A 17489-nucleotide genomic window follows, 5' to 3' on the forward strand; every position below is an offset into this window, starting at 1 on the left:
GTGATCTCAGCGTGCCCCAAATCGGGCGTTGTCCGGGCGTATTCCCGCACATCGGCGTCTTGACTTCGGCGCGGATGATGGGCGCCATGCAACCTGGCTGGTGGGGCGATCGTCATCGGGATGTGAGACGAGACAGAGACGAGCAGTTCCACGATTTCGTGGTGAGCCGGCGCCCTCGCCTTCTCCATACGGCGACCCTGCTGACCGCGGGCGACACCCACCTGGCGGAAGACCTGGTCCAGGCCGCGCTGACGAAGCTGTACGTGGCCTGGCCGGCCTTCCAGCGCGCGGACAACCCCGACGGCTACGTGCGCCGGGTGCTGGTCAACGCGCTGATCGACGAGAAGCGACGGGTCTGGCGGCACCGCGAGCGCAGCATGGCCGTACTGCCCGACGTCGCGGGTGCCGTGCCGGCCGGCGCCGGGGTGGCCGGTGAGGCCGTCAAGCAGGCACTACGCGAGCTCCCGCCCCGCATGCGGGCGGCCGTGGTGTTCCGCTACTTCTACGACCTCGACGTGGCAGCGACGGCGGACGCGCTCAGCTGCTCGGAGGGCAACGTCAAAAGCCAGACCGCGCGGGGTCTGGAACGTCTCCGAGCCGCCCTTCCCACCTTTTCCAGCCAGGGAGCCACCCCATGAACGACCTGCGTGACCACCTCCAGCAGATCGCCGGTCCGATCCCCGCCGCCACCGACGAGCAGATCGCGGCCGACCTGACCCGCGGCCGCCGCGCCCTGCGCCGCCGCCGGGTCGTCCAGGCCTGCACCGGCTCGGCCTTCGGGATCGCCGCGCTGGCCGCCGCCATCGCGATCGCCACCAGCACCACCGGCGCCCCGCCGGCCCCTTCGTCGCCGGACCGGATCACCGCCTCGGTCCAGCTGGTCGCCTACAAGGGCGAGCAGCCCAAGGGCTTCACGGTCGACAAGGTGCCGGACGGCTGGTTCGTGCAGACCAGCGAGCTCGGCTACGTGACGATCGCCCCCGACAAGGCCAAGAACCCCGGCCCCGACGTCGACCCGTCGGCCGACCCGGTCTACAACAAGGACTCGTTCGTCGACAAAATCGCCGTCATGCTCGAGTCCAAGGACCAGAGCGGACCCGGCCGCGAAGGCAAGACCGTGAAGGTCGGCGACCGCGACGGCATCCTGGTCAAGAGCTTGGAAAAGCCCGACGCGAACGGCGACAGCGGCTGGACCCTCTGGGTCAAGCAGCCGAACGGCATCTACCTGCTCGTCCAGGTCTGGCAGGGCCTGGGCCTCACCGAATCCCAGATCGTCGAACTGGGCGCCGGCGTCCACGTCGAAAAAGACGCCGTCCAGGGCGTCGGCTGACCTTTTCTCACCCCCGGCGAGCGGCTCGTGACCTCCCGGTCGCGGGCCGTTCGCGCTACATTCCGGCACCATGACGATCGGTGCGGCGGAACGGGCCAGTGAGTTGGTGGCGGCTGTGCGTGACGATCCCGCCCAACGTCTCCGGTTGGCCGCCGCCTTCTACGAGGAGCGTGGCATCCGGTCGTACCGGAGGGCCGAAGTAGCCTTTATGAAATGGCAGATCCGGTGCGGGGTGCTGCGGGCGGACGGCGGCAGCCCGTGGTGGCGGGCCGTGAACGCATCGCTGCTGCGGGACGCGGCCGAGGCCGATCTGCTTTTCCACGGCGATCCGGGGTCGCCGAGCAATCGCAGCGTGGGTTTCTGGCTCGCGTTTCTGCGCGAGCCGGCGCCGGAGCGTTGGTATCGGGCGCACAACTCCAGCATCGTCGGCGGCTATCTGCGGCATCGGGATCTGGTGGCGGGGGAGGGGCCGCTCGAGCGCTTCTTCATGGATGTGGCTCTGCTCCGGGTGCTTTACGCCCACTGCCTTCTTGTACGACCGAAGCTCGCGCTCGGAAAGCTGGCCGTGCTCGGCCGTCTGCTCGGCGACCCGCGCCGACGCGGCGCCGACCTGTTCCTCTCGCTCAAAGACGTATTGCCCGACGTGTATCCGCTCGAAAAAATCGGCATCGACGAGGTGCTGGCCGACGAGAACTACTTGTCCCGCATCGTCGACTACGGCGTCATCGTGCCGAGAATCCCCCAGCTGTGCGCCCACGCCGCCGACGATCTGGGCGAGCCGGGACTGGCCGGCCTGTGCCGCGACGGGTTCCCGGTCTACGCCTGGCCGTATGAGGAACGGCAGGTCTGGCGTACGGACAAGTCCCCGTTCGCCATCGGTCTGGCCCACGCGCTGACCCGCTCACAGTGACTCGTGCGCGGCCCGCAGCGCAGCCACCCGCACCTGCTCGGCATCGTCCCGCCACCGGCCGATCTCTCTGATCGCCGCCTCCAACTGCACCCGCAATTCGCGCGGCTGCCTCATGGCGGGCCCATGCCCGACCGGCGGCGGTGATTCGCCGACGGCCTGAGCGGCCCGCTCGATCGTCCGCCGCAGACCCGGCACTTGCCGGCGCATTTCCTGGAGCAGCTCAGTTCGCTGCTGGCGAGCCATTTCATCCTCTCTGGACTCGCTGAGCTTGAGGGTGGACGAGATCTGCCAGCGTAACTTTTCACAGGCGCTCAGAGCTTTGTCGCACACACCGACCGCCTCGGCGCGCGCCCGATAACCCGGATCGTCCCGGAACAGCAGCGGATCGAGCAGCCCGTCGATCCGCTCCGCGTACTTGGCGTATTTGGCTTCGGCCTCGGCCAGCGCTTTCCCCGCCGTCTTGTGGGCCTCCCGAGACTGCCGAAACCTTTGCGTACGCCCGTCGTCGGCACTGAACAGCCCGCCGAGCACTCTGTCCCGCCAGTCCGTGCTGCCGGCCGATTCGGTCAGCCCTTGCGCGGCCGCCTCAAAACTGAGCCGGGCGGCCGCCAGTTCTTTCTGAGCCGCCCGCAACGACACAAGGTGCGGCGCCAACAGGAGGCGATCCCGGTCGCTCAGCACTCACCCAAAGTACTGCGCCGAATCTCGTCGCACCGCACGCACGTCACCGGGCAAGGCGTCAAAGGCGGCACATCAGAAAGCCCGGAGATCACCTCCACGGCCGCCGCCAGACTGACGTCCTCGCCGATCACCCGTTCGCCGGGCACACCCAGCAGATCCATCGGCGTGTACCAGGAACGCATCTGCTCGGCGCTGACCGGAATCGGCTCGGCCCGCCCCTCGTGCCGGCGCACCGTCTCGGCAAAAGAGACTTCCATCCAGTACGCGAACACCGCCCCCGAATGGTCGGCGATCAGTTCCCGCAGCGGCCGGCCGTACTGACCGGTGTGCAGAATCCCTTCCAGCACCACGTGATACCCGTGCCCGAGCGCCTCGCGAACCATCGTGGTGATGAACGCCGGCGCCACCGCATCCATCCCGTCGCCACCGTGTTCCCGCAGCATCACCCGGCGCACGTAGTCCTGCTCGATCAGAGCGCACCCACGCCCGTACCGCCGCCGGACTTCCCGAGCCGTGGTCGTCTTCCCGCTGCCACTGTTGCCGCGAATGACCACCAGGGTCGGCTCAACCATTACCGGCCACAGCAAACGTCGCCGCGATCCGCTCCCGGTCGAACCCGGCCGCCAGCGTCAAATGAAGAAGAACCCGAGCCTTGTACGCATCCAGATAACCGGAGCTGATAAGGCCGCGGCCCAACAGATCCCGCTCCGACCCGGCAAATCCGTACGTCTCCCTGAGCACCGGACCAGCCCCCGTCCGAGACGCGAGAACCACCGGAATCCGCTTCGCCGCCGCGGTCAGACCGTCAACCCAACCCTCCGGCACATGCCCCGCCCCGAAGCCCGCGACAACGAGCCCATCAAGCCGCTCGGCGAGCACCCCCACCGTGGCCCCGTCGTCCCCCAGAGTCGCAACGCAAACGCCCACCGACGGACTCCCGACCGGCAACGGCACTCGAATCCGGCCGTCGACCCGGTTGACGAAGCGAGCCCGCCCCTCCACCAGATACCCGAGCACCCCGCCATTCGGCGAGGCGAATGCCGCCGTACTGGTGGAATGCCCCTTCCGAACCCGCCGAGCCGCATGAATCTCGTCGGCCATGACCACCAGGCACCCAAGCCCCCGCGCCTCAGGACTGGCCGCGATAACCACCGCCGCCAGCAAATTTGCCGGCCCGTCAGCCCCCGCCTGAGTCGGATTCCGCATGGCGCCGGTAACCACCACAGGCCGATCCCCACCGTGAAGCAGATCCAACACGTACGAGCTCTCCTCGATCGTGTCCGTCCCCTGCACCACGACAATCCCCGCCGCGCTGCTGGCCTCGATGATCCGCACCAGCTCAACCAGGTCACCAACCCCGAGCGAGGCCCCCGGCCGGTTCAGAAACGTCGTCGCCTGCACCTCGATACCGGTCGCAGCCAACCCTGGAACGGCATCAACCAGCTGCTGAGCGGAGAGCTTCGGCGCCACCCCACCGCCCGCAGTAGAGGTCATGGCGATGGTGCCACCCAGCCCCACCACCAGAACCGACCCAGCCACGACGAACGCTCTCCAAGAACGCGAGGTGCCCCCGGTAGGAATCGAACCTACGACACACGGTTTAGGAAACCGATGCTCTATCCCCTGAGCTACGAGGGCCTACGGCCCATATCGTACCTACCAGGGCGTTCCCAGGAGTGCCCGGGCGTCCCATCGAATGCCCAGCGGTGCCGGCTGGTCGAGCTGCGGGGGTTCCGTCGCTGGTCGGAGCGCGTCCGGAGCAAATCCCGGGCACACGCGGCCCGGCGTGCCCGACGGTGACCACGGGTGCCCAGCGGTGATGTCGGGTGCTATTCGCTCCCCGAGCACGTCAGGAGCACTCGCGGCGACTCCTGAGCTGGCCAAATGTCTTTGGCGGTCGACTTGATGTTCGTGCGGGGTCAGGCGATGGTTCGTGCCACCGGTACCGCGGGGTGCGCCTCCTGCGGCAGCGTCGCCGGGGCACTTCGCGCACGAGGTGTCCCGGCGCGTGGCCCCGTTCGCTACGACGAATCGGTCGCCAGCTGGCCCCGCCACTCCTCGAATCGTTTCCGCATGGCGGCGATGTGATCAGGGGTGGCCTCGTAGGCCGCGAAGCGTCGATCTGGGTAGCGGTGCAGTATGGCGAGCAGGTCGGCGAAGATCCGCCGGTCGAACCCGGCATCGGCTTCCTCGGCCAGCTCGAGCAGCCGTTCGCGGGTGAAATAGCCAGTCATAATGGCGGCGTCGACGTCGAGGAAATCACGCGGCTCGGCCCGAGTGAACAGGGGCAGACATCTTCCCGGCGACGACGTCGTCCATGTGAAGCACCGGACCGACGTCCATCACCACCGGCGGCAAGGAGCGCCAGTTCGCGGCCAACTCGACCTTGTAAGGCCGCTCGGGTTCGGCCGGGTCGGTGACGGCGAGCTGGGCGAAGGTCTCGAATTGCCGAACGATGTCGACGGCGTATCCGGCCGCGCGGTATCCGTCGATGACGGCGTCCACCGCCGCCGTGAGCTCACCACGGCGGTCCCAGGCGGTGAAAAGGTCAATGTCTTCGCTCGGACGGTCAAGGATGCCGTTCGCTTGGACTGCATACCCGCCGGCCAGCGCGAATCCGTAACGGCCGGCCTCTCGGAGCCCGATCTCTGCGAGCCGCAGGTGGCTTGGATCCATGGTCAGCCGGCGAGTGCCTGTGGCGGCGCGGCCAGTTCCGAGAAGCGGTCCTGCCACAGCGCCCTCAATCGGGCAGGAAGCCACAGAGATGGCCATACCCGGCGCAGGACATCGCCGTCCAGCCAGCGATTGAGGTCCTCGGCACTGGCCGCCTGGTTCAGGACGGTCTGGTACATCACCTGGAGGTCGCCGGGATCATCAAGGTCATAGGTGCTGTCGCCGGACCAATCCAATGATCGATCGAGAGTGACTTGGCCGCCGGTCGGCCCGTGCAGATCGGCAAGACGTGACGGCACGACGTAATGCCGTTGGTCCACATACCGCGAACCACGCGGCGGGCGGTCGATCGTTGCCATCTGCTCCACCTCCTGATCCGATGATACGGCCAGGCATTCCTGGGCGGGTCTCGTCCGGCCGGCGTTACGGCCTGCCGGCCTCTCCATGAGGCGCCGCCGCAACCAGATTAGGTCTTCGACGGTCGACGTGCCTGGATCGATACTCAACCCGCTACAGCAGGGGTTGCGGAAGCGTTCCCCTGGCGAATTGGGTGAGCAGCGGGGCGATTTCACTATTCTCGGTCCAGTCCTCCCACCCGGCGTCGAAGGTGATCCCCTCTTTTCCGCATTGCAGGACTGCCCGCTCGCCGTTGTGCAGCAACACTCCGCTGCCGCCGTGGGTTTGGGCGAACGCTATGAGCACATGCACCATCAGCGCCGTATTGTGATCGCTGGTCGCCTCGTCCGCGAGATTCGCGAACCGGAACGTGACCCAGAAGCGGTCCTCGAATCCGAAGAGCTTCATCGCCTCGTTGACGTCGTCTGCGGAATCTGCGCTGGCTGTCACGTACATGCCATCCAGGAAAACGGTGCCGTCCGGAGACTGTTGACCATCACGCTCGGCCTGCTGCGCGATGAGGCGCTACCGCCATTGTTGCGCCCTACGCAGTCGCCTACGGCCACACCGACCAAGACGAGTTCGTCCAGGCACTCACCGGCAAGGGGTCACGTCGATGACCGAGCCCACCTTCCGATATCAGACGCCGTCGGCGTTCAGGACGGCACTCAAAGAACGCTTCGGGCAGATCGCGCATACCGACCGGCGCTACCCACTTGCCGAGCTCCAGCGGCAGTTCGCCTACGACCGGGCCCTCGCCCGGCTGTTCAGCTCCCACGACGCCGACCGATGGGTCCTCAAGGGAGCAGGAGCGCTGCTGGCTCGCCTCGCCACGGCTCGGCACAGCAAAGACGTCGACGTCTTTTTCAACGCCACCGAAGCCGACGTCGACGACGCCGTCGACGCGCTGCGCACTGCACTTCGCACTCACTGCAACGCCGCATGCCCGGATACCGGACACTCGGATTCATGACGGCATGAACCTGTGCTGTCGCGGAACATCGGCTGGTGTCGACCACGGCTTCAGGTACCCGGCGTGCAGCCTTTGTCTGTAGGGCGACCTGGTCTGGTGCGATGAGCGCCGGCGGCAGCCGCGACGTCCCTCGTTGTGAGTACGTCGCCTGCAGCGCCTCTTGCCGCGCGTTTAGAGTGGGTCGCTGACTCTCGCGAAGGGCGACGATGGCGAAGCTGGTCCTCTCCTCAGAAGAAGCGGTGCTTTGCGAGTTGGTCGGGGTCCGCACGTTTCTTCAAGCGCGAGCAGTGCTGGAGGATGGGGAGATCGTCGGCCCGGCCGTGGGCAGATCCGGTCAGGCGGTCGGCAAGGTTCGCGGCGGCGGGGAAGTGACCGGCGAGGTCGTCCAGGGGGCGAAGCCCGCACTGAGGGGTGCATGCAGCTGCGCCGATACGAAATGCGTACATGTCGTGGCGCTGCTGATCGCCGCTCAGCAGGACGCTGGGGCGGCGAAGCCCACGGCACCGGCCCAGCGGCGGTCGAAGGCCGGTCGGTGGGAGTCCCAGCTGTCCGCCTGGGTCCGTGACGTGGCAGGGACGCAGCCGGTCCCGCAGCCTGTGGATCCTGGTCTCGGGCTGCAGTTCGAGCTGGTAAACGCCCATGTTGCGCGGACGAGGAAGACCCAGCAGCGGATCTCGATGCGTCCGGTGTTGCCGGGCCGCAGGGGCTGGGTGCGTACGGGGATCAGCTGGCAGACGCTCGGCTATGCCGGAGGCGGTTCGCCGGACCTGAAGCACCACCGCCAACTGCTGACTGAAATAGTCAAGCTGTCCGGCTCCCATGCGCAGTATTACTACAGCAGCAGCGCGAACGTCTTTCTCGACGAATTCAGCAGTCGACGGATCTGGGATTTGCTGGCCGAGGCGCAGGAGGCCGGCCTGCCGCTGGTGATGTATGGCAAGAACGCCGGGCCGGTGATTGTGGCGCGCCGTCCGGCGCGGGTATCGATGCGAGTCGACCGGGTCGACGGTGACTTGTCGTTGCAAGCCGTGGTGCAGGACGACGGCATGCCGGTCGACTTGGAGAGCGCGACGTTCATCGGCGAGCCGGCGCACGGCATCGCCTCGTGGGGCATGCGAGGTGAAGCGGAACCAACTGGACTCGCCATGAGGCTGGCTCCGCTGGCCCGTCCGCTTCCGAAGCCGGCTCGTAAGGTGCTGACAGCATCGAGTATCCGGATTCCGGGCGAGCACGAGGAGCGGTTCTTCGCCGAGTTCTATCCCGGCCTGGTCCGGCAGGTGGAGGTCGTGCCGGCCGGGCCCGCCGTGAGGCTGCCCGAGGTGGGTGCCCCAGTCCTGTCCGCGACCTTGAGCGCCGAACGCGGGCAGCAGCTGCGAGTGCGCTGGGAGTGGGTGGTCGAGGTAGGTGGCGAGCGGAACGGCGAGCCGCTCTGGTCGCCGACGCTGTCCGACGAGGGTGCCGATCTCCTTCAGCGGGTGGCCGATCTCGTCGTACCCAGCCTGCTCGAGCCCGGCCGACTGGGCCCGCGGCTCGCCGCCGAGTCGGTGCTCGGCGGCGACGAAATGATCCGCTTCCTGAGTACGGTGGTTCCCGCGCTGGCCGAGCTCGGGGTGTCCGTGATCGAGCCCGCCGACGGTTGGAATCTGCAGGAGACCGAGGCGGCGCCGGTCATCACGTTCACCGGCGCCGCCGAGGCCGGCGAACAGGATTGGTTCGACCTGTCCGTTCGCGTCGCGGTTGGCGGCGAGCAGGTCGACTTCGAGGCGCTGTTCGTGGCCCTCGCCCAGGATCAAGAGTTCCTGATTCTGCCCAGTGGCGCCTATTTCGGCTTGGATCGGCCGGAGTTCCAACAGCTACGCGATCTGATCACGGAATCGCGGGCGCTCACCGACAGCCCGCCGGGCGTGCTGCGGGTCGGCCGGTTCCAGGCCGGGGTCTGGGACGAGCTGGCCGAACTGGGCGAGTTGGCCGGTCAGGCCGCGGATTGGCAGCGTACGGTGGCCGCGCTGAGCGGCGGCGTGGCCCTGGACCAGCCGGTGCCCACCGAGGTATGCGCCGAGTTGCGCCCGTACCAAGAGGAGGGCTTCCGGTGGCTGGCCGCGCTGCACGACAACGGGCTTGGCGGCATCCTCGCCGACGACATGGGGCTCGGTAAGACCCTGCAGGCGCTCGCTCTGCTGTGTCATGCCGGCAAACACGGCCGCTTCCTGGTCGTGGCGCCGGCCAGCGTCGTGCACAACTGGGCGGCCGAGGCAGCCCGCTTCACTCCCGACCTTGAGGTCCGGACGATCACCTCGACTGCGGCCCGGCGAGGAGTCGATCTGGCTGAAGCAATCGGGCACGCTGACGTGGTGATCACGTCCTACACCCTGTTCCGCCTGGAGTACGACGACTACGCGGCATCGGACTGGGCTGGTCTGGTGCTCGACGAAGCGCAGTTCGTGAAAAACCCGCAGTCGCAGGCGTACAAGTGCGCCCGCCGCCTCCCGGCTCCTTTCAAGATCGCCATTACCGGTACGCCGATGGAAAACAACCTGGCCGAGCTGTGGGCGCTGTGTTCGGTCGCTGCCCCCGGCCTGTTCCCTTCGCTCGATCGGTTCACCGAGTACTACCGCCATCCGATCGAACGTGACCGCGACCAGGACCGGCTGGCCCAGTTACGCCGCCGGATCCGGCCGCTGGTGCTGCGCCGGCGCAAGAGCGAAGTGGCCGCTGACCTGCCGGCCAAGCAGGAACAGGTGGTCGAGGTTGACCTGTCACCCGGTCATCGCAAGGTCTACCAGCGCTACCTGCAGCGGGAACGGCAGAAGGTGCTCGGCCTGCTGGGCGACCTGGAGAAGAATCGCTTCGAAATCTTCCGCTCGCTGACGTTGTTGCGGCAGGCCAGCCTGGACGTGGCGCTGGTCGACGAACGACACCGCGCAGTCTCCTCGACCAAGCTCGACCTGCTCGTGGAGCAGCTCACCGATATCGTCGCGGAGGGCCACCGCACCCTGGTGTTCAGCCAGTTCACTCGCTTTCTCGGCAGCGCCCGCGATCGGCTGGAACAGGCCGGCGTCGCCTGCTCATACCTCGACGGCACCACCCGCGACCGCAAGCGGGTGGTGGCGGAGTTCAAGACCGGCGCCGCGCCGGTCTTTCTGATCAGCCTGAAGGCGGGCGGGTTCGGCCTGAATCTGACCGAGGCGGACTACTGCATCCTGCTCGACCCGTGGTGGAACCCCGCGACGGAAGCGCAGGCGGTGGACCGGACACACCGCATCGGCCAGACCAGAAACGTCATGGTCTATCGCCTGGTAGCGCGCGATACCATCGCGGAGAAGGTAATGGCCTTGCAGGCCCGCAAGGCGGAGTTGTTTGCCGGCGTCATGGACGGTGGGGAGTTCTCCTCTGCAGCCCTGACCGCCGCCGACATCCGCGAACTCCTCAATTAGCCCGCTTGGCGGTGGAGTTCTCGTCCCAGCAGTCTGGTCACGCCCTCTGAGGGGGCCGGCCCCAGTCCTGCAGCGCGTCGGGGCACGATTGATCTCGTGTTGATCGTCCGCGCCACCAAGAAGCTACGCCACCGGCTCGGGGCGGCGACCCCGCACGACGGTGAACTGTCGACCACCCTGCTCAGCGACTGGTACGCGACCCTGCTGCCGTGGCGGCCTCAGCAATTGATCCTGCTGGTCAACGAGCAGACCCTGCTGCCAGTGGTGATGCCGCTGGCACCTGGTGCCACCGCGCCGGCCCGTATCGGACTGGAGATTGCCGCTGCCCTGGCCATCCACCAAGCGCCGGCTACTGTCATCGACACCGAGTTGAGTCAGATGCGTGACTGCCGGTTCGGTCCCACCACGAACCGCAGCGTCGTCGGGATCATGAGCGAGTTCGCCTACCTCGCCGACGTCTATCGGCACTCCGACCCCAGCAGAAGCCTGGCCGAGCTGGGCCGGAAACTGGCGGAGACACCGTGCAGCCCGCTCTACCGCCGCCATGTCCGGCCGGACCATGAACTCGAAGCGTTTCTGCAACTCATCCAGCGCCCGGACTCTTGAAGCGATCGCCATTCGAAGCAGGCGAGAGAGCCTGTCCTTGCCGCCTCACTGCAACGCGTTATGCCCGGATACCGGACACTCGGCTTCATGACGCCATGAATTGAGCTGCTCAGTAGTAATACGCGTGGGCGGTGGATGGAGTCGTTCCCGTCCGGCGGTAGGCGCGCATGATCGCGACGACCACCTGGTTGAACAGCCGCTGGTTCACGCCGGCGGTCGCGCCTGACGGCTCGCCTACGGCGGGATCGAACAACAGATCCCCGATCGTCTGACCGCTGTCGTCGGCCGGGCGGATTCGCCGGGTCGGTGCCTCGAGGTCACATAGCCGGTCTGCTGGTCGGCTTCCCACCGGTAGAGCACCGACTCACCGCTCGGGTCGCCCTGCGCCCAAACTCCGATAGAGGCGGTCATCGTCGGCACCGCCCACAGTCACCGAGCACGTCAGTCCTTCCGTTGATAACCGACCCCATCGCGAGCTGCGGCTTCAGGGTCCCACGTAAATCCTGCACGCTCATTCCGTCGATGTTTATCGACAGGCTAGCGGGCTCCCGCTATCTCGATCCTCGCTTTCAATGCTGTGGGCCCGGCCCCCTGTGTGAGGGCCGGACCTTTGTGTTCGTTACAGGTCGAACTCGCCGTTCTTGACGCCGCTGACGAAGGCTTGCCATTCGGCGTCGGTGAAGATCAGCGTGCCGCTGTTGCGGGACTTCGTGTCTCGGACGGCGACGATGCCGTCCAAGTTCTCGGCCACCTCGACGCAGTTCTCTGTGCCGCTGCGGGTGCTCTTGTGCCAACGTGCGCCGGGTAGATCAATCACCGTTTCACTTCCTTTTCTGCGGCCTCTGCCGCTTCCTTGATCTTTCGGATGGTGTCGGCCGGGCTCAGCGCTTGTGCGGCCAACCGTTGGAAGTTGTTCCGGTAGCGGGCGACTTCGATCTCGCGCTCCAGGAGCAGGCTGCCGCCGGGATTCTCGGTGCAGACGATCGCTGGGTCGGGGTCGGCGAATTCCAGGATGACGAAGCTGCCCGGCATGCCGAAGTGGGCGCCCGCGCTGAAGGGCATGACTTGGAGCGTGACTGACGGCCGGCCGACCGCGGCCAGGAGATGTTCGAACTGTTCCAGCATGATGTCGTTGCCGCCGACGCCACGGCGGAGTACGCCTTCGTCGAGGATCGCCCAGATGGCCGGATTCGACTCTTGGCGTTTCATCCGCACTTCGACGTGCTGCTGGAGAATGTCGTTCTCGGCTTCGGGCAGCAAGGCGTCGATGATCGTCCGGGCGTAGCGCTCGGTCTGGAGAAGGCCGGGGATGAAGGCCAGCTCGAAGACCGACTCCCGAGTCGCTTCGGCCTCGAAGCTGATGAGCGTCTTGTAGGCCGCGGTGAGGTCGCCCTCGTAGTGCTGCAGCCAGCCGATCTCGTCGGAGTGGCGGAGGACGGCCTCCATCTCGTCGCGCCGGACCTGGTCCTGCACGCCGTAGAGGTCGAGCAGTGAGCGGAGGGTTCGGCGCTGCGGCCGGGTCAGGCCCTTCTCGAGTTTGAAGAGGGCGCCCTCGGAGATGCCGGTGCGTTCGGACACGTGCTCGCGGGTGAGGCCCGAGCTGGTGCGTAGCGCGAGCAGGTCCGCGGCCAGACGGCGTCGCCTGACTGTGGGTGTCTTACGCGGTGGCATCGGCTCATCTCCATCCTTCGTCGCCTTATAGTCTCTCGCCTACTAGGCGCATGACAATACCGGGGTCGGGTTGGTGCAGCTCGCCGGAATGCGAGTCGCACTTTCGGGGCCTGGTACTCCGGTTTGAGGGACGTACGGAGAGGGGCGGCGTCAGTTCACCGCGGGCTTCTCAGGTGCTGGTTGACCTGGTCGGGGTTGAAGGTGGCCGGGTTGAACTGGCTTGCGTCGGTCAGGCCCAGCCATTCCAGCCGGTCACGGTGTTCTTCGTGGGTGGGATCGGCGAGGATCTCGATCAGTTCCTGATAGCCCCAGATGCCACCGCAGTCGTCGGGCGGGGCCGCGCGCCGGCCGGCGGTGCACAGCGGATAGTCGGCGGTGGGGTCGGCGGGTGTCACCTTCTCGATCAGGATCTCGTGTTCCCAGTTGTCGCCGAAGTCGTACGTGTAGCAGAGTTTGCTTTTCTCCTCGCGGGCGACCTGTTCCAAAGTCACCGGGCCGTCCGAGCGGTACCCCAGCTCACGGTCGGCTCGGCCGAACTGGCCGTAGGCCGTGTCGAAGACGTGCAGGTGGCTTCCGTCCCAGCCGAAGGCCGTGAGCAGGACGTGGTGCAGCCGGTCGAGGGTGATGTCGCCGCGGACCTGCAGGCGGCGCCAGATCGGCGGTTTCGCACCCGACAGGCTGACTTTGATCTGGTACGCCGGTGCCGGGCCGTTCGATTTCTTCCTCTTGGCCGGCAGCTTCGGCGGCCGTGGGGCGGAGCGGCCGATCACCGCGGCGAACTGCTGCATGACGTCCAGCGGGGTGGGGTCGTCGGCGTGGGTAGACGCGACCGCGCCGCGCGGTTGACGGGCTGGTGCGAGGCCCGCCAGCCGGCTGCGAGTCAGGACAGCGAGCGGAAGGTAGCCGGGGCCTTCGTCGTCGTCGGGCTCATCGTCCTCGCCGTGGTCGGCGCGGATCTCGAGCGCCTGCTCGGCGTACCAGCGGAATTCCGGTGCGCCGAGCTTCTGGGTCTTGATGGTGACCCGGTCGGCCCGGGCTGTTCGGTGCATGCCCGCGACCAGGGTCGGGAGTTCTTCCTCGTCGAGCAAAAAGATCTGGTCGGCCTCACCGCAGTTCTCGTGATCGACCGCGATCACCAGCGCGTGTCCGCGACCCGCGCGCTCGAAAACGCCGATCAGCACGGACATCGTGTCCTCGGTGTCGTACATCCGGGTGAACGGGCCTGCAGTGAGTGGTTTCCTCAGGTCGCCCAACCAGGCCGGCTCGGCAATTCCCCTGTCGGCCAAGCGCCGGGCGGCGGCCCAGGCCTGCTCGTTGTCACCGACTGCACCGATCGCACCGAGCAGCGCCAGCGCTCCGGCAGACCCGTGGGCCTCGATAGTCGGAAGGAGGTCATCGACTGACCGGGCCAGCGCCCCGAAGAGAGCACCGGCCAGTTCGGCGTCCAACGGGTCTTCGGCCTCGGCCAGCGTGGTGGCGGCGCCGTCGATGAGTTCGGTCAGCATCTGCGCCGGATCGCTCTGGCAGTCAGGGCAGTCGCACGTTTGATCCTCGGCGGGCACGACGGTGAGGTTGGCGCTTCGCGCGGGACGTCCGGGCCTGCGGTTTCGAGCGGTCATCGCACCATTCTGGACCGGTGACCTCCGCGTTCACCCGATCGGGTCACCAGCCGCCGACGCCGGTCAGGACTCTTTCCACCGGGACTGGTTTGCCCAGGTGGAAGCCCTGACCGAAGGGGACTCCGCAGGCTACTAGGGCGTCGCGTTGGGCGGCGGTTTCGATGCCTTCGGCGATCACCGTGCAGTTGTGTTGTTCGGCGAACTGGACCAGTGCGCGGATCGCGGCCTGGCGCGCCGTCTCGTGTTCGATGCCTTGCAGGGAATCGAGGCCCAGCTTCAAGAATGCTGGGCGCAGGGATTCGATGACCGAGAGGGTTTCGTAGCCGGCGCCTTTGTCGTCGACGGCGATCGGCACGCCGAACTGGGGCATGTCAGTTGTTTCGCCGACCTCGAGCACCAGCGGGCGGCGCGATTCGGCCAGCAGGGGAGCCAGGTCGTGCGGGCGGTGCAGCAGGTGCGGGGAAACGTTGATGGACAGCCACGTTCCATTGGGCAGGGACACGGCCGACGCGATTGCGGCCTGCACCAGGGCGGCGTCCAAGGCGATGTGCACGCCCCGATCCGCGGCCGAGCGCAGAGCCTCGCGTGGGTTGCTGCCGTCGGCGAAGCGGGTCAGGGCTTCGTAGCCGGCCACGTGGCCCGTGAGCATGTTGTAGATGGGCTGGAAGACGGTGAAGAAACTGAATTCCTCGAACGAGTGCGCCTGCGACCCGGGCGCCGAAGGCGTGGATTTCCAGTCGCCCGTGGAAGTGCGTTGCAGCCGTACGGTCGTCTGGCCCGCGGTCGCGCCGTGCTCGTGCCGGTAGTGCAGCACCTGGGCCCAGTCGCCCACTGCAGCCGGAGCGGGGGCGGCGACGGCCTTCTTCTTCTTCTTCTTCTTGCGCGGCCGTTTCGATCCGCGCGGCGTCACCGGGCGGATCAGCCAGTCGCGCAGGTGGGTAAACAGGTCGACGATGGTATTGCCGAGGCCGACGAAGGCGATCATCGCGTACAGCGAGAGCGCCAGGTTCAGCGCCGCGAAAACCAGGTTGTTCCAGAGGTGGTGTTCAATGTCGACCCACACCGTGTAGACGCAGAGCGCGATCAGCGCCAGCGGCAGGATCAGGTAGCTGGTCGCGGCCGTCGTCCGGTTGCGGACCTTCGGCGTACGTTTGAAGGCGCTCTTCTCCCCGGTCAGCAGTTGCAGCAGTGAGGCGATGCTGCCCGACAGGTTGACCGGCAACAGGATCAGGTTGAAGCCGTAAATTCTGAGCATGTCCGACCGCTTGTAGCCGAGGTGCTTCAGGTCGGCCGCCATCATGAAGAAGTACGGCACCGAGATGAGCAGCAGGATCGGGTTGAGCAGGCGGCTGTTGAACGGGTAGGCCAGCATGACGACCAGGCACACGGAGCTCCAGAAAATGGAGGCCATGTAGTTGACCCGCAGGAAGTACTCGCCGAAGCGGTTCTTGTCCTCACGCTTCGTCTTGGCCCGGAACTGGTCCTTGAGCCGGCTCAGAATGAGCAGCCCGCCGTTGGCCCAGCGCTGCCGCTGAATGCACAGCGAGCCGAAGTCGGGCGGGGTCGCGCTGTAGGCGAGCCGTTCCGGGTAGTTGTGCAGCAGCCAGCCCCGCACGCCGAGGTCGATGGTCGATTCGGTGTCCTCGATGACCGTACGGTCCTGGATGTAGCGCTTGATCTCCCAGTCACCCTCGTACGAGACCTCGCAGATCTCGTCCAGGGCCTTCTTCCGCAGCACGGCGTTGGCGCCGACCCAGAACGTCGCGCCGTAGTGCGTCATGCCCTGGTGCACGATGTATTGGATGTCGGTCGTGGCACCGGAAATGCGTTCGATGCGGGTGGCCGAACCGGGATACGAGCTGTACGGGGTCTGGGCCACCGCGTACTGGGCATAGGCGCCCTGCTCGAGCAGATGGACGAGTCGTAGCGCGTACTCGGGAAGCAGCACGCTGTCCGCGTCGAGGGTCAGAACGTAATCCGGGTTCGGTACGACGAGATCGGCCCGGTTGGGGCCGGCCGTCACGAGTGCGGTGCCGAGCGGCGTACTCACTTCCTGATAGGCGCCTCCCATGAGCCCCATGTAGCTGTTCAGGTTCATCGCCTTGTTCGGCTCGTGCGACAACGACACGTACTTCTTGCGTTCGAAGCTCGTGACCTGCGCGTCGAAAATACCGAGCAGACGGCGGTGCAGCTGGTTCATCCGGGCCACCGGAAGCGTGACCTGTTCGTCGGCGCCCTTGTTGAGCGCGCCCGAGATCTGGCCCAGTTCGACGGCGAGCGGTTGCAGGATGTGCTCGACGAAGAACGTGTCCGTGTGGTCGACGATTTCCTGGCGCGCGCCCAGGTCGTACAGCCAGTCGGAGGCGAAACGGTATTCGTCGGCGAGCCGGCGCATGTCCTCGAGCACGACCAGGTAGCCGCCGCGCATGCGCACCTGCTGGTCGAAATGCGCGTACGCGTTCGACACCCGGTGGAACGGCATTTTCAGTTCGGCTTCGATCTGCCCGGGCAGCGCGCGGGCGGCGAGAAGCATGTCCCGCGCGGCCCGCGTCTTCGGCGCCCGCGGATCGTCGATCAGCAATGTCACCCGCAGGCCGGGGTATTCCTGCAGCGCGGCCGACAGCAAAGTAGTGCGGTTCGTCCGCTCGTCTTCCTGATACGACGGCACCAGAACGGTCAGGGACGGCGTCCTCCCGCCGATGAACTCGTCGAGCATGATGCGCGGCGCGCGCTGATGGCCGCGGGCCCGATAGAAATAGCCGATCCGTGTGATCAGATAGGCGGTCGCCGATGCGGCCAGGCCGGTGACGACCAGCATGTAGACGATCGCCTCGATCTTGAGCCGCACGCTGTACGCCTCACCCGCGATGAACTGCTGGATGATCGTGTATGTGATGTAGCACGCCCACACCGTGATGGTCACCACGATTGCCAGGCGGCCGCGGGTGATCCTGCCTTCGGAGACCGGAGGCGGCACGATCGGGTGGGGTTCCGTCCGCCGGTCGGCCCCCCATTGGCGCTGGGCGTCCCGCTTGCGGTGGTCCGCCGGTGTGCGTGGCATGCGTTTTGGAGCCTTTCGGTACGGATTACGGCCGCACCGCACAGCGGTGCCCGGCGGAATTGTCGTGGCGTGATCACGATTTGGCGCTCCTAGATCCAGATTGGAAGCGCCGGGCCTGTGACCCCCCGGTCGTCC

Annotated in this window: 15 protein-coding genes, 1 tRNA gene and 1 pseudogene; 6 read left to right on the forward strand and 11 right to left on the reverse strand. The window is 66.8% G+C overall.

Annotated elements, in window-relative coordinates:
* The first annotated feature begins 122 nt into the window (after positions 1 to 122).
* The 3 genes from M1L60_RS23535 (at position 123) to M1L60_RS23545 (ending at position 2240) form a co-directional block, all read left to right on the forward strand.
* Positions 123 to 638, forward strand: coding sequence for a SigE family RNA polymerase sigma factor (locus tag M1L60_RS23535; RefSeq protein ID WP_253239644.1), 516 nt, complete (start codon positions 123 to 125; stop codon positions 636 to 638).
* Positions 635 to 1330: a hypothetical protein gene (locus tag M1L60_RS23540; protein WP_253239645.1), complete on the forward strand. Its 696-nt coding sequence runs from the start codon at positions 635 to 637 to the stop codon at positions 1328 to 1330. Before M1L60_RS23535 ends, M1L60_RS23540 begins: the two co-directional genes overlap by 4 nt.
* 70 nt (positions 1331 to 1400) lie before the next feature.
* On the forward strand, positions 1401 to 2240 hold the full coding sequence (locus M1L60_RS23545; protein ID WP_253239646.1) for a hypothetical protein: 840 nt from the start codon (positions 1401 to 1403) through the stop codon (positions 2238 to 2240).
* On the opposite strand, the gene M1L60_RS23550 is transcribed toward M1L60_RS23545, so the two are convergent.
* The 7 genes and pseudogenes from M1L60_RS23550 to M1L60_RS23580 form a co-directional block, all read right to left on the reverse strand.
* Positions 2232 to 2921, reverse strand: coding sequence for a hypothetical protein (locus M1L60_RS23550; protein ID WP_253239647.1), 690 nt, complete (start codon positions 2919 to 2921; stop codon positions 2232 to 2234). The two genes, M1L60_RS23545 and M1L60_RS23550, sit on opposite strands and share 9 nt — an antisense overlap.
* On the reverse strand, positions 2915 to 3493 hold the full coding sequence (locus M1L60_RS23555; protein ID WP_253239648.1) for an AAA family ATPase: 579 nt from the start codon (positions 3491 to 3493) through the stop codon (positions 2915 to 2917). The genes M1L60_RS23550 and M1L60_RS23555 overlap by 7 nt, the downstream gene beginning before the upstream one ends.
* Complete coding sequence (locus tag M1L60_RS23560) at positions 3486 to 4460, reverse strand: asparaginase (protein WP_253239649.1); 975 nt, start codon at positions 4458 to 4460, stop codon at positions 3486 to 3488. The genes M1L60_RS23555 and M1L60_RS23560 overlap by 8 nt, the downstream gene beginning before the upstream one ends.
* A gap of 26 nt (positions 4461 to 4486) precedes the next feature.
* Positions 4487 to 4559: transfer RNA gene (locus tag M1L60_RS23565), tRNA-Arg, on the reverse strand.
* A 383-nt stretch (positions 4560 to 4942) separates the two neighbouring features.
* A pseudogene (locus M1L60_RS23570) lies at positions 4943 to 5597 on the reverse strand (nucleotidyl transferase AbiEii/AbiGii toxin family protein).
* A 2-nt stretch (positions 5598 to 5599) separates the two neighbouring features.
* Positions 5600 to 5953, reverse strand: coding sequence for a hypothetical protein (locus M1L60_RS23575; protein ID WP_253239650.1), 354 nt, complete (start codon positions 5951 to 5953; stop codon positions 5600 to 5602).
* Between the two features lie 151 nt (positions 5954 to 6104).
* Complete coding sequence (locus M1L60_RS23580) at positions 6105 to 6509, reverse strand: SitI3 family protein (protein ID WP_308208534.1); 405 nt, start codon at positions 6507 to 6509, stop codon at positions 6105 to 6107.
* A gap of 97 nt (positions 6510 to 6606) precedes the next feature.
* Here M1L60_RS23580 and M1L60_RS23585 point away from each other — a divergent pair, with 97 nt between their 5' ends.
* From M1L60_RS23585 to M1L60_RS23595, 3 genes are all read left to right on the forward strand, one after another.
* The gene (locus M1L60_RS23585; protein WP_253239652.1) at positions 6607 to 6963 is read left to right on the forward strand and encodes a nucleotidyl transferase AbiEii/AbiGii toxin family protein; all 357 of its coding nucleotides are present in this window, start codon (positions 6607 to 6609) and stop codon (positions 6961 to 6963) included.
* A 206-nt stretch (positions 6964 to 7169) separates the two neighbouring features.
* Positions 7170 to 10397 (forward strand): DEAD/DEAH box helicase, encoded by a 3228-nt coding sequence (locus M1L60_RS23590; protein ID WP_253239653.1) that lies wholly within the window; start codon positions 7170 to 7172, stop codon positions 10395 to 10397.
* A 96-nt stretch (positions 10398 to 10493) separates the two neighbouring features.
* Positions 10494 to 11003, forward strand: a complete 510-nt coding sequence (locus M1L60_RS23595; RefSeq protein WP_253239654.1) for a DUF6933 domain-containing protein — start codon at positions 10494 to 10496, stop codon at positions 11001 to 11003.
* A 619-nt stretch (positions 11004 to 11622) separates the two neighbouring features.
* Here M1L60_RS23595 and M1L60_RS23600 read toward each other — a convergent pair.
* The 4 genes from M1L60_RS23600 to M1L60_RS23615 all read right to left on the reverse strand — a co-directional run bounded on the left by M1L60_RS23600 (position 11623) and on the right by M1L60_RS23615 (position 17354).
* Entirely contained in the window at positions 11623 to 11820 is a 198-nt protein-coding gene (locus tag M1L60_RS23600; protein ID WP_438862148.1) for a DUF397 domain-containing protein, read from the reverse strand.
* The gene (locus M1L60_RS23605; protein WP_256516915.1) at positions 11817 to 12674 is read right to left on the reverse strand and encodes a helix-turn-helix domain-containing protein; all 858 of its coding nucleotides are present in this window, start codon (positions 12672 to 12674) and stop codon (positions 11817 to 11819) included. Before M1L60_RS23605 ends, M1L60_RS23600 begins: the two co-directional genes overlap by 4 nt.
* A gap of 155 nt (positions 12675 to 12829) precedes the next feature.
* Positions 12830 to 14179, reverse strand: a complete 1350-nt coding sequence (locus tag M1L60_RS23610) for a plasmid pRiA4b ORF-3 family protein (RefSeq protein WP_253239656.1) — start codon at positions 14177 to 14179, stop codon at positions 12830 to 12832.
* Between the two features lie 157 nt (positions 14180 to 14336).
* Entirely contained in the window at positions 14337 to 17354 is a 3018-nt protein-coding gene (locus M1L60_RS23615; protein ID WP_253239657.1) for an EAL domain-containing protein, read from the reverse strand.
* Positions 17355 to 17489: the final 135 nt, after the last annotated feature.

Source organism: Paractinoplanes aksuensis (assembly GCF_024137025.1).
Lineage (GTDB): Bacteria > Actinomycetota > Actinomycetes > Mycobacteriales > Micromonosporaceae > Actinoplanes > Actinoplanes aksuensis.